The organism is Delftia sp. Lp-1 (assembly GCF_020523835.1).
GTDB classification, from domain to species: domain Bacteria; phylum Pseudomonadota; class Gammaproteobacteria; order Burkholderiales; family Burkholderiaceae_C; genus Comamonas; species Comamonas acidovorans.
This window is the reverse complement of record NZ_JAJALJ010000004.1, coordinates 610,272-622,486: the sequence shown is the minus strand read 5'-3', so window position 1 is coordinate 622,486 and position 12,215 is coordinate 610,272. Positions and strand designations below refer to the sequence as shown.

General features: G+C 67.1%; 11 protein-coding genes. 1 reads left to right on the top strand and 10 read right to left on the bottom strand.

Annotation, left to right across the window (positions count from 1 at the left end):
* Positions 1-579 precede the first annotated feature (579 nt).
* Both LGR64_RS28070 and LGR64_RS28065 read right to left on the bottom strand, forming a co-directional pair.
* Positions 580-1,242 carry an acyloxyacyl hydrolase gene (locus LGR64_RS28070; protein ID WP_230357458.1) on the bottom strand — a complete coding sequence of 221 codons (663 nt, stop codon included), beginning with the start codon at positions 1,240-1,242 and terminating at the stop codon, positions 580-582.
* A 175-nt stretch (positions 1,243-1,417) separates the two neighbouring features.
* Positions 1,418-1,975 carry a Spy/CpxP family protein refolding chaperone gene (locus tag LGR64_RS28065; RefSeq protein WP_183018729.1) on the bottom strand — a complete coding sequence of 186 codons (558 nt, stop codon included), beginning with the start codon at positions 1,973-1,975 and terminating at the stop codon, positions 1,418-1,420.
* Between the two features lie 310 nt (positions 1,976-2,285).
* Between LGR64_RS28065 and LGR64_RS28060 the strand changes: the two genes are divergently transcribed.
* On the top strand, positions 2,286-3,332 hold the full coding sequence (locus LGR64_RS28060) for a recombination-associated protein RdgC (RefSeq protein WP_230357457.1): 1,047 nt from the start codon (positions 2,286-2,288) through the stop codon (positions 3,330-3,332).
* 60 nt (positions 3,333-3,392) lie between these two features.
* Here the strand turns inward: LGR64_RS28060 and LGR64_RS28055 are convergent, their stop codons facing one another.
* From LGR64_RS28055 to LGR64_RS28020, 8 genes are all read right to left on the bottom strand, one after another.
* Positions 3,393-4,580 carry an acetyl-CoA C-acyltransferase family protein gene (locus LGR64_RS28055; RefSeq protein WP_013799943.1) on the bottom strand — a complete coding sequence of 396 codons (1,188 nt, stop codon included), beginning with the start codon at positions 4,578-4,580 and terminating at the stop codon, positions 3,393-3,395.
* A 99-nt stretch (positions 4,581-4,679) separates the two neighbouring features.
* Positions 4,680-5,468, bottom strand: a complete 789-nt coding sequence (locus LGR64_RS28050) for an enoyl-CoA hydratase/isomerase family protein (RefSeq protein WP_013799944.1) — start codon at positions 5,466-5,468, stop codon at positions 4,680-4,682.
* 9 nt (positions 5,469-5,477) lie between these two features.
* On the bottom strand, positions 5,478-7,307 hold the full coding sequence (locus tag LGR64_RS28045; protein ID WP_230357456.1) for an AMP-dependent synthetase/ligase: 1,830 nt from the start codon (positions 7,305-7,307) through the stop codon (positions 5,478-5,480).
* Positions 7,308-7,320: 13 nt separating this feature from the next.
* On the bottom strand, positions 7,321-8,139 hold the full coding sequence (locus LGR64_RS28040; protein ID WP_230357454.1) for an ABC transporter ATP-binding protein: 819 nt from the start codon (positions 8,137-8,139) through the stop codon (positions 7,321-7,323).
* A gap of 13 nt (positions 8,140-8,152) precedes the next feature.
* Positions 8,153-9,334, bottom strand: a complete 1,182-nt coding sequence (locus LGR64_RS28035; protein WP_043825208.1) for an ABC transporter substrate-binding protein — start codon at positions 9,332-9,334, stop codon at positions 8,153-8,155.
* 37 nt (positions 9,335-9,371) lie between these two features.
* Positions 9,372-10,409 carry a branched-chain amino acid ABC transporter permease gene (locus LGR64_RS28030; RefSeq protein ID WP_230357452.1) on the bottom strand — a complete coding sequence of 346 codons (1,038 nt, stop codon included), beginning with the start codon at positions 10,407-10,409 and terminating at the stop codon, positions 9,372-9,374.
* Between the two features lie 22 nt (positions 10,410-10,431).
* The gene (locus LGR64_RS28025) at positions 10,432-11,313 is read right to left on the bottom strand and encodes a branched-chain amino acid ABC transporter permease (RefSeq protein ID WP_013799949.1); all 882 of its coding nucleotides are present in this window, start codon (positions 11,311-11,313) and stop codon (positions 10,432-10,434) included.
* The gene (locus tag LGR64_RS28020; RefSeq protein WP_034397519.1) at positions 11,310-12,194 is read right to left on the bottom strand and encodes an ABC transporter ATP-binding protein; all 885 of its coding nucleotides are present in this window, start codon (positions 12,192-12,194) and stop codon (positions 11,310-11,312) included. Before LGR64_RS28020 ends, LGR64_RS28025 begins: the two co-directional genes overlap by 4 nt.
* Positions 12,195-12,215: the final 21 nt, after the last annotated feature.

Sequence of the window (12,215 nt, the reverse complement as noted above, 5' to 3'; positions counted from 1 at the left end):
GTCTCCCGAACGGGGATAGTTTGCCTGTTTCGATTTTTTCTGTGGATAACTGTTGAGTTGGTCTTCATCTATCCACAGTTTTGTGCGAGGTGCATTTTTTCCTTTATTGAACTTCAAGTTATTGATCTATAAGGATTTTTCAGTTTATCCAGATAAAAATGAGGCTTGCCGGACATGGATGAGCACATGGTCTGGCAGTGCTGTGACCTGTTGACAGGCCGTTTTTCCTGACGGACCGGCTGCCTTTTTTTATCCAGAACGGTCTTGCCGCTGTGAAAAACCGCCCTTGGCTGTTATTCCTATCTCTCTTATTTTTTAACTAGTAGTAGTAGTAAGTGAAGTGCTTAATTGTTGATAACTGAATTTGTCTTATAAAAATCAACAACTTAAGACACTCCAAACCCTGTGGTGGATGCTGCTCCGCTGCTGCACCCGTTTTGGGCACAACTTTCCATGGCGCATCCTCCTTGTGGATAAGCAGGGATTTACGAGATTTTTATACCCAGGTTTTTCCACAGGGCGGCTGAGGACAAAAAAAGACCACCTCGAAGGTGGTCTTGCCGGGATCCGCAACCGTGATCAGAAATGGTGGGCGTAGCGCAGCTGCAGGAAGTTTTCGCCGGGGTTGGGTTTCTTGATGCCTGCGTTGGAATGGTGCTCCAGCCGCAGCACCAGCTCATGCTGGCCCTGGCTGCCAAACAGATAGCCCACGCCGATATGGGTGGCGAAGTTGTAGCGCGTGGGGAATTCCTTCTCGTCCGTGACGTAGCGACGGTTCAGCGCCCAGCTCAGGCCCACGCCGGTTTCTGCAAACCAGGGCGACTGCCCGTTGCTGGGGCGCCAGCGCACGGTGGGATTCACGCCGATGACCCAGGTGCTGCGATCGCGACCCTCCAGCGGCGCCGACCAGCGGGCGCCCCAGACATCCCAGTAGCCGCTGAGCTGGCCGCCCCACAGCGCATGGCGCCAGTTGCGCCAGGGCACGGTGACGCCCACGGTCCAGGCGTCGGCACTGTGCTCGGCCGCGCCGTATTGCAGGTACATGGAGGGGGAGGATTCCGGCGTGGACTGCGCCTGCGCCGCCAGGGGCAGGACGGCCGCTGCACCGGCCAGCAGCACGGCGGCAAAACTTCCGGTTCGTCCTGGTCGCTCTGGTTGCCCTGAACGTTCTGGTGGATGTTTGCACGCCGTTGCGTGGTTCTGGCAGCTGGATGGCGTCGTTTGAGTGTTTTTGGGGGCCATGATCTTCTCCGGGGCAGCACACAATGCTGTGCCTGTTCCACTCTAGGCAGTCCGGGGAAGATCGGGGAGTCAGCAAAAAAGCCCTTGCACTGTCGGCCGCCTGACAAGGCGTCCGTGCAAGGGCTGGCGCAAGCAATCCGGCTGCCCGCTGGTGGCGGGCAGGCCAGGTGGCTGCTTACTGGGCGGGTGCCGGGGCAGGGCGGGCCTGGCCGCTCTTGTGGTCATGGCGCGGGCCGTGGTCCATGCCGTGGTGGCCGGGGTGGCCCTTGTGCAGCGTGGCGGCATCGAAGGTCTTTTGCTGGCTGGCGTCCAGCTGGGCGTAGAAGGCCTTGGTGGCTTCGCCGCGGCGATCGGCATCGGCCGCGCGCTGGGCGCGCATTTCACGCATCTTGTCGATGCGCTGGGGCGTGGTCAGCTTGGCGAAGTCCTCGCGCTCCATGCGCTGGGGACGCTCGCCGGGCTTGAAGGTGGCCGCATAGGTGTTCCATGCGGTTTCCTGGGCCGGCGTGAGCTTGAGGTCGGCCTTGAGCTTGGCGATGCGCTGCTGCATGTGCTCCATGCGGTCGCCGTGCTTGTGCATGGAGCGATCGGGCTTGGGCGCCGTGGTGGTAGCGGCGGCGGCGGCGGGGGCTGCCGGCGCGGCGGTCTGGGCGTACGAGGGCAGGGCGAACGATGCCAGCAAGGCGGTGGCAGCGGCTGCGCTGGCGAGGGTGCGGCGGAAGGTGGTGGTCATTCCAAAATCCTTTCTGGAGAGGGTGACTGAAGGCCGCCGTCAAGGCACTTGGCGAGCCCTGTGCAGCGGATGATTGAAGTGTGGTCGTCCGATGTATCGGGGCAGTGAGGTTTTGCGCACGGCTTGTAAAGAATTGACAAGCTTGTGCAGCGCCGTCCGGTGCCAGGCATGCACAATGACCGGGCGGGGCGCCAAGGCATGGCGCCCCTGCTGTTTTTTCTGTTTTCTCCCTCTGGATGGAGGCGGCGCAGCCCGGTGTTGCACACCCCTGCTGCGGCGCAGCCGCAGTCCGTCCGAGCAAAGGTTCGCTATGTTCAAAAACATGATCGTCTATCGCATTGCCGAGAGCTGGCAGGGCGATTTGCAGCAGCTTGAAGAAGCCCTGGGCAAGAGCCCGTTTGCCGAGTGCGGCGCCACGCAGGAGCGCAGCGCCGGCTGGGTGCCGCCGCGCGGCGAGCCCCATGGCCCGCTGGCCGAGTCCGTGGCCAATCAGTGGGTGATGCGCTTCATGACCGAGGCCAAGATGCTGCCGGCCAGCGTGCTCAACCGCCGCGTCAACGAAAAGGCTGCCCACATCGAGGCCACCGAAGGCCGCAAGCCGGGCAAGAAGGAAAAGAAGGAACTCAAGGACGAGGCCAAGCTGGACCTGCTGCCCATGGCCTTCACCAAGCAGGGCGCCATGTGGGTCTGGCTGGACCCGCAGGCCCGCACCCTGGTGCTGGACACGGGCAGCCAGGCGCGCGCCGACGAGGTGGTCAGCTCGCTGGTGGAGGGCCTCACAGGCTTTGCGCTGGCCCTGGTCGATACGCAGACCAGCGCCCAGGCCGCCATGGCGCACTGGCTGACCACGCAGGAAAGCCCGGCCGGCTTCTCGATTGACCGCGAATGCGAGCTCAAGGCCGCCGACGAATCCAAGGCCGTGGTGCGCTATGCGCGCCATCCGCTGGACATCGACGAGGTGCGCCAGCACATCGAGCACGGCAAGCTGCCCACGCGCCTGGCGCTGACCTGGGATGACCGCGTGAGCTTTGTGCTGACCGAGGGTCTGCAGATCCGCAAGATCGCGCTGCTCGATGCCGTGATGGAAGGCCAGTCGCAGGACGACGGCGGCTTCGATGCCGATGTGGCGATTGCCACGGGCGAGCTGTCCAAGCTCATCCCCGATCTGATCGAGGCGCTGGGTGGGGAAGGGCGCACGGGCCTGGGCCAGGATCTACCGGCATCGCTGCAGACGCCCGCTGCCCAGACTCCCGCAGCGACACCAGCGACACCGCGTGCAGCGGCATCGGGCCGTGGTGCACTGACGGGGCCGGCCCTGGCGCCCGTGGATACGGCGCCTGAAGAAGCGCCTTTCTAGGCCTGCAGGCGGCTGCGGTGGCGATGTTTCATGTGAAACATCGCCACGCCCAGGCGGCGCTCAGACTCTTTCAAAGATGGCCGAGATCCCTTGGCCGCCACCAATGCACATGGTCACCAGCGCATAGCGGCCGCCCGTGCGCTGCAGCTCGGCGATGGCCTTGGTGGTGATGATGGCGCCCGTGGCGCCGACCGGGTGGCCCAGCGAGATGCCCGAGCCGTTGGGGTTGACCTTGGCCGGGTCCATGCCCAACTGCTGGATCACGGCGCAGGCCTGGGCCGCGAAGGCCTCGTTGGCCTCGATCACGTCCATGTCTGCAATCTTCAGGCCCGTGCGCTGCAACACCTTCTGCGTGGCCGGCACGGGGCCTATGCCCATGTAGGCGGGGTCCACGCCGGCATGGGCGTAGCCCACCAGGCGCGCCAGGGGCTTCAGGCCCAGGGCGGCCACGCGATCGCCTGCGGCCAGGGCCACGGCGGCGGCGCCGTCGTTGATGCCCGAGGCATTGCCGGCCGTCACGCTGCCGCCTTCCTTGCGGAACGCGGGCTTCATGGTGGACAGCAATTCGATGGTGGTGCTGGCGCGCACATGCTCGTCGGTATCGAAGACCACGACACCCTTGCGCGTGGCGATTTCCACGGGAACGATCTGCTCCTTGAAGTGGCCTGCCGCAATGGCAGCGGCCGCGCGCTGGTGGCTGGCTGCCGCCAGTTCGTCCTGCATTTCGCGGCTGATGTGGTAGCGCTCGGCCACGTTTTCGGCCGTGATGCCCATGTGCATCTTCTGCCAGGGGTCGTGCAGGATGCCCAGCATGTAGTCGATGCTCTTGGCGTCGCCCATGCGCGCGCCCCAGCGGGCGGCCTGGTCGAAGTAGGGCCCGCGGCTCATGGACTCGCTGCCGCCGCCGATGGCCACGTCGCAGTCGCCCAGCGCAATGGCCTGGGCGGCAGAGACGATGGCCTGCAGGCCGGAGCCGCACAGCCGGTTGACGTTGAAGGCCGGCGTCTCGATGGGGCAGCCCGCATCGATGGCGGCCACGCGCGAGAGGTAGGCGTCCTTGGTATCGGTGGGGATCACATTGCCCATGACCACGTGGCCGACGGCGTCGGGCGCCAGGCCAGCGCGCTCGATGGCCGCCTTGACGGCCGTGGTGGCCAGCTGGGTGTTGGGTACGTCCTTGAGGCTGCCGCCGAAGGTGCCGATGGCGGTGCGCGCAGTGCCGACGACGAAGACGTCGCGTGGGGTCATGGTGAAGCTCCTCGAAGCGATGAACACGGGGGATGGAGTGCATTGTGCCGGGCAGGCGGCAGGCAGCGCAGCCGCCTCGGCGTCAGTTCCGGGCGCAGGTCAACGTCCCTCGAATTGCGGCGTCTGCTTGGCGTGGAACGCCGCAATGCCGCGCGGCAGGTCGGCCGTGCGGGCACAGGCATCGAAGGCGCAGGCCTCGGCGGCCAGCTGGTCGCGCAGGCTGCGGTCCAGGCCCGCGCGCATGAGGCGGCGCATATGGCCCAGCGCCACCGTGGGGCCGGCGGCCAGGCGCTGGGCCAGCTGCTGCACGGCGGCGTCGAGTTCGGCGGGCGGCAGGACGCGGTTGATCAGGCTCAGGCGCTGCGCTTGGGCGCAGTCCAGGGTCTCGCCCAGCATGGCGATCTCCAGCGCGTTGCGCAGGCCCACGATGCGCGGCAGCGCCCAGGAGGCTCCCACGTCGCAGCTGGCGCCCAGGTTGATGTAGGCCAGGTTGAAGCGCGTGCCCTCGGCCGCGTAGACGAAGTCGGCCTGCAGCATCAGCGACAGGCCTGCGCCTGCCGCCGCGCCGTGCACCTTGGCGATGACGGGCGCATCGAGCTGGCCCAGCAGCGCCACGGCCTCGTTGAGCGGCGCCAGCAGCTCGGCCGCGCCGCGCACGGGGTCGGCGGCCAGCGTGTCCAGGTCGCCGCCCGCCATGAAGGCGCGGCCCGCGCCGTTCAGCACCACGCAGCGCAGCGCGCGGTCCTGGGCCAGGGTGCGCACGGCGTCGCGCAGTGCCAGCGCCATGGGCACGTCGATGGCGTTGAGGGCGGCGGGGCGGTGGAAGGTCAGCGTGGCGATGGCGCCTTCGCGGTGCAGCAGCAGCGGGGTGTCTTGCGTGTCGGTCATGGGAGCGGATCAGTGGTACAGGGCGTCGATTTCGGCGGCGTAGGTCTTGTAGATGGACGAGCGGCGCACCTTCATCGTGGCCGTGACTTCGCCATCGTCGTGGTCCAGCTCCTTGGTCAGCAGATGGAAGCGCCGCACATGCGAGACCTGGGCCAGGCGCGCATTGCCCTGCGCGATCTCGGCATCGATCAGCGCGCGCACCTCGGCCATCTCGGCCAGGGAGCGGAAATGCGTGAAGGGAATGCGCCGCGCCTGGGCCCATTGGCCCACGGTCTCGTAGTCGATCTGCACCAGCGCGCCCACGAACTTGCGGCCCTCGGCGACGACGATGCACTCCTTGATGAAGGGGCTGGACTTCATGGTGTTCTCGATCTCCGAGGGCGTGAGGTTCTTGCCGCCGGCGGTGATCATGATGTCCTTGAGGCGGTCCACGATGCGCAGCTGGCCGCCCTGCACGCGCACCACGTCGCCCGTGTGCAGCCAGCCGTCCTGCAGGCTTTGCGCCGTGGCCTCGGGGTTCTTGTAGTAGCCCGCGAAGACCATGTCGCCCTTGATCTGGAGCTCGCCGCTGCCGTCGCCCTCATCGGGGCGGGCATGGGTGGCAATCCGCCATTGCACGCCTTCGGTGGCCACGCCCACGGTGCCCACGGCCACGTCGTCCAGGCGGTGGCCAGTAACCATTCCCGTGGATTCGGTCAGCCCGTAGACCTCGATCAGCGGCACGCCCAGCGTGCGGAAAAAGCGCACCACGTCGGGCGGTATGGGCGCGGCGCCGGTGAGCGCCACGCGCGCCTCGCGCAGGCCGATGAAGTTCTGCAGCGCGCGCAGCACGCTCCAGTAGCTGGCCGCCCAGGCCAGGCGCTCGGCCAGGCTCCACTGCCTGCGGGGCTTTTCGGCCAGCGGCGCGCAGGCCGCCATGGCGCGCCGGTAGAGCGCGCGGCGCAGCGGCCCGGTCTCCTGCATCTTGATGCTGATGGCCGCATGCAGCTTTTCCCAGATGCGCGGCACGCCCAGGAACATGTTGGGCGCGACTTCGCGCAGGTCTTCCTGCACCGTGCGGATGGACTCGCCGAAGTGCACCTGCGAGCCAAGGTAGACCGGCACGAAGCTGGTCAGCATCTGCTCGGCCACGTGGCACAGCGGCAGGTAGGACAGGTGGCGCGTGCCGCCGTCCAGCCCCAGCCGCTCGGCAATGCCGGGCACCACGCCGCGGATGTTGCGGTAGGTGATCATGGCGCCCTTGGGCTTGCCGGTGGAGCCCGAGGTGTAGATCATCAGCCCCACGTCATCCAGCGTCTGGCGTGCCAGCGCCTGTTCGATGGGGGCGCGGCTGGCGGCCTGGGCGCCCAGGCGCTCGACCTCGTCGAAGGTGGCGATCAGGGCGCGGACCTCCGGCGCGAAGCTGCGCAGGCCCTTGGTCTCCATGACGATGATCTTCTTCAGGCGCGGCAGCTGGGGCAGGGCGGCCAGCAGCTTGTCGGTCTGCTCCTGGTCCTCGCAGACCATGATGTCCACATCGGCATGGCCCGCCACATAGGCGACCTCGGGCGTGGGACTGGTGGGATACACGCCCACGGTGATGGCGCCGATCAGGCCCGCGCCCATCTGGGCCAGCACCCATTCGATGCGGTTCTCGGAGATCACTCCCATGTGGCCGCCTGGCGGCAGGCCCAGCTGCGCCAGGCCCAGCCCGAAGTGGCTGGCACGCTCGTGGTAGCGCGCCCAGCTGGTGGGCTTCCAGATGCCGAAGTCCTTTTGCCGTATGGCCACGCGCTGGGCATCGCTGCGCGCGCGTTCGGCCAGCATCTGGGGCAGGGTGAGTTCGGGAAGGGCTTGCATGTGCGCTCCCAGGCTAGGACAACCAGCGCTTGCGGCGCTTGTAGTGCTTCAGGTCGCGAAAACTTTTTGCCTCGCCGCTGCCACCCATGCCCAGGTAGAACTCGCGCACGTCGGCGTCCTGGGCCAGGCGTTCGGCCGGGCCGTCGATGACGATCTTGCCGTTCTCCATGATGTAGCCGCTGTGCGCCACGGCCAGGGCCACGGTGGCGTTCTGCTCGACCAGCAGCATGGAGGTGCCGCGCTCGGCATTGATGCGCGCGATGATGGTGAAGATGTCCTCCACCAGCTTCGGCGCCAGGCCCAGCGAGGGCTCGTCCAGCAGCATGAGCTGGGGCTCTGCGATCAGCGCGCGGCCAATGGCCAGCATCTGCTGCTCGCCGCCCGACAGGTAGCCGGCCAGGCCTTTGCGTCGCTCATGCAGACGCGGGAAGTAGCTGTAGACCAGGTCGAAGTCGGGCTTGACTTGATTGCGGCCCGTGAGCGCATAGGTGGCGGCCACGAGGTTTTCCTCCACCGTGAGGTCCTCGAACACGCGCCGGCCCTCCATCACATGCGACAGCCCCAGGCGCACCAGCTGCTGGGGCGCGTACTGCGCGGTGGACTGGCCGTTGTAGCGCACGCTGCCGCTGGCCAGCAGGCCGTCCTCCAGCGCCAGCAGCCCCGAGACGGCCTTGAGCGTGGTGCTCTTGCCCGCGCCGTTGCTGCCCAGCAGGGCCACGATCTGGCCGCACGGCACGGCCAGCGACAGGCCGCGCAGGGCCTGCACGACCTTGTTGTAGATGACCTCGATGTTGTTGATTTCGAGGACCAGATCCTGGGCAGTCTGGGTCATGGCGCCACGGGATTCAGAGCGCTATCCAGTCGGACGCTGGGAGCATCTTCTGCGCCTTCATGTCCGCCTTGTAGACGCGGCCCACGGGGATGGAATTGCCCTTGATGGTGATGGGCACGCCGATCAGTCCGCCCGTGTCGAAGTCCTTGATGGAATTGAGCGCGGCCTTGAGGTTGGGGCCGGTGAGCGGCTTGCCCGCGTCCAGGCAGCGCCTGGCCGATTCCACGAACAGCATGGCCGCCAGAAAGCCCTGGATATAGGCCGTGCTCTGGTACTCGGGGCGCAGCGCGCGGATCTTGTCCAGCATGGGCGCCTTGGCCGAGGTGTCGTAGTAGTAGCGGTAGGGCATGACGCCCATGAAGCCGTCGCCGGCCTCGCCCATCTTCATGACGGTGGAGCTGTCCATGGTCCAGAAGGTGCCCATCCATTGGCTGGTCATGCCCATCTGCTTGCCCTGCTGGATGAACTCGGGAATGGGCGCGAGGATGTAGCCGTGGAAGATGGTGTAGTCGGGCGCGGCGCGGCGCAGCTTGATGACTTCGGTGGACACGTCCACGCTGCCGGGCGGCGTCATCAGCTTGGCCACCACGTTCAGGCCCAGCTTCTTGGCGGCCGCCTCGCTGGCCTCGATGGGGTCGCGGCCGAATTCGGAGTCGGAGTAGACGAAGGCCACCTTGGCGCCCGGCTTCTCCTTGGCGATGTGCTTGAGCAGGATGCCGAACATCTCCGTGTAGTCGGGCCCCACGAGGAACTGGTTCGGGTACTTGGCCGGGTTGTTGAGCTCGGTGGCGAAGGAGGCGCCCGCCATGAGGATGGCGCCGTTGCGGTCCAGCTCCGGGTTGATGGTCTTGGAAAAACCCGTGGAGTCTCCGTAGTAGAGGTTGACCTTGTTCTGGCTGGTGATCTTCTTGAACGCGGCCACCGAGACATCGACCTTGTAGCCCGTGTCCTCGGGCACGTAGCGGACCTTGCGGCCCTTGATGCCGCCGGCCTCGTTGACCATCTTCACGTAGTCGCCCATGCCGGCATTGATGCCCACGCCCGCGAAGGCGAACACGCCCGTCATGGGGATGGAGCCGCCGATCACGATGTCTTCGCCGCCAGCCTGGGCGCGGGCGGCCAGCGGTGCGGCCAGGCTGGCACCGGCCGCCAGCAGCAGGCTGCGGCGGCGCGAGGAGGTCGGGTGTTGCTGCATTGCTTGTCTCCTTTTGCTTGTCGTGCGCGGCGCCGCCTCAATTGCGGAAGGGCCACAGGTGGAAGAAGCGGCGCAGGCGCCGCCACATTTCTGCGAGCCCCTGCGGCTCGAAGACCAGAAAGACGATGATCAGCAGCCCGAACACCATGGTGCGCACGGGCGACAGGAAGACGGCCAGCTCGGAGCCGCCGGGCAGCAGGTCCACGATGAGCTTGAGCAGCTCCGGGACCATGGTCATGAAGACCGCGCCCAGGATGCCGCCCAGGATGGAGCCCATGCCGCCGACGATGATGGCCGCCAGAAAGAAGATGGACATCAAGAGGGGAAAGCTCTCGGGCGTGACCACGCGAAAGAAGTACGCCCACAGCCCGCCCGCCACGCCCGCGTAGAACGAGGACAGCCCGAACGACAGCAGCTTGTAGCGCAGCAGCGGTATGCCCAGCACCTCGGCCGAGATGTCGCGGTCGCGGATGGCGATGAAGGCGCGGCCTATGCGCGTGCGAAACAGGTTGGCCGCGCCCAGCAGCATCAGCAGCGTGACGGGCACGATCACCCAGTACAGCCGGAACGAGGTGTCCAGCGCCACGCCGAACACCGTGGCCGGCTGCAGCGTCAGGCCCGCCGTGCCGCCCGTGAGCTTGAGGTTGGCGAACAGGAAATGGGCGATGAACGAGGCCGCGATGGTGGCAATCGCCAGGTACAGGCCCTTGACGCGCAGCGAGGGCAGGCCCACCACGATGCCGCCTAGCATGGCCACGAAGCCGCCCGCCAGCAGGTTGAACAGCACGGGCGTGCCCCAGCGCGCCTGCAGGATGGCCACCGTGTAGGCGCCCAGTCCCATGAAGGCGGCCTGGCCCAGGCTGACCAGGCCCGTGTAGCCGGTGAGGATGTTCAGCCCCGTGGCGCCGGCCACGTTGATGCTGACCAGGCAGGCCAGGTACAGCCAGTAGTCGCTGGCCATGAAGGGAAACAGCACCAGCAGCGCGCCGGCCATGGCCAGCCAGATGCGTTGCGTGCGGGAGTCGAACAGCGCCGCATCGGCGATGTAGCTTTCCTTGAGGGTGCCTATGCGCATGCTGCCGTCTTTCTGAAGCTGTCTAGAGCCGCTCGATCTCGTGCGTGCCGAACAGGCCGTAGGGCCTGAGCATGAGCACCACGACCAGCACGATGAAGGTGGCCAGCAGCTTGTACTCGCCGCCCAGGTAGGCACCGGCCAGCGCCTCCACCAGGCCGATGAACAGGCCGCCGACCAGGGCGCCCAGCACGCTGTCCAGCCCGCCCACGATGACGACCACCAGCACCGACAGGCCGAACACGCCCATGCTCGACGAGATGCCGCCGATGGAGCCGACGATGATTCCCGACACGGCGGCGATCATGGCCGACACCACCCAGGCCAGCGAGAACACGCGCGGCACGTTGATGCCCACCGAATAGGCCGCTGCCTGGTCGCTGGCCGTCGCACGCAGGGCCACGCCGCCGCGCCAGTAGCGGAACACCAGCAGCACGGCCGCGATGAAGACCACGGCCACGGCTGCGCCCCAGGCCACCTTGGGCGCGAGAAAGGCCTCGCCGATCATCACGGGCTGCGTGGGCATGAACTCGGGCAGGCGGCGCTGGTCGGCCGTCCAGATCAGCTCCACCAGGCCCACCAGCACCGAGGCCAGGCCCACGGTGACCATGAACACCGAGATCGGCGGCTCGCCCAGCAGCGGCCGGATCATGGTGCGCTCGATCAGCGCGCCCAGCAGCCCCGTGCCCAGTACGGCGGCGGGAATGGCCAGCCACAGCGGCAGCGCGAACATGGCCGCGAAGGTGAAGAACAGGTAGGCGCCCACCATCAGCAGCTCGCCGATGGCGATGTTGACCACGCGCGTGGCCTTGTAGACCACCACGAAGGCCAGCGCGGCCAGCGCATACAGGCCGCCTGCGGCCAGGCCCGTGAGGGCGATCTCGAACAGGTAGGCCCAGTCCATCATGCGGCTTCCTGTGCCAGGGCAGGCTGCGGCGTGGCGGGCTCCGGCCGGGCGGACGCGCCGCGCAGCCGGCGCCGCAGCTCGCCCACATCACCGGCGCCCAGGTAGGCCCGGTTCACCTCGGGATCGGCCTGCACCACGGCAGGCGTGCCCTGGGCGATGACCTGGCCGAAGTTGAGCACCACCACATGGTCGGACAGGTCCATGACCATGCCCATGTCGTGCTCCACCATGAGCACGGTCACGCCCCATTCGGCGCGCACGTCGAGGATGAAGCGCGCCATGTCCTCGGTCTCCTCGCGGTTCATGCCGGCCACGGGCTCGTCCAGCATCAGGATGCGCGGCTGCATGGCCAGGGCGCGCGCCATCTCCACGCGCTTTTGCAGCCCGTAGGACAGGGCGGCCACGGGCGCATGGCGGATGTGGTCTATCTCCAGGAAATCGATGATGCGCTCCTCGATGTCGCGGCGCAGCTCGGCCTCTTCGCGGCGCGCGCGGCCCAGGTAGAGGAGGGCGTCGAGCACGTTGGTGCGCAGGTGGGCGTGGCGGCCCAGCTTGATGTTGTCCAGCACCGTCATGCCCCGGAACAGCGCAATGTTCTGGAAGCTGCGCCCCAGGCCCAGCCGCGCGCGGCGCGGCGCCGGCATGCGCGTGATGTCCTCGCCCTGGAAGCGGATGGAGCCGCCCGTGGGCCGGTAAAAGCCCGAGATGGTGTTGAACAGCGACGTCTTGCCCGCGCCGTTGGGACCGATCACCGCCGTGATCGAGCCGGGCTGCACATCGAAGCCCACGCCCGACAGCGCCTTCACGCCGCCAAAGGCGAGCGTGACGCCATCGACCTGCAGCAAGGGGGCGGGCGGGCCGCCGTCGGGGTGTGTCTCCATGGCGCTCTCGTGCGTTGGTTC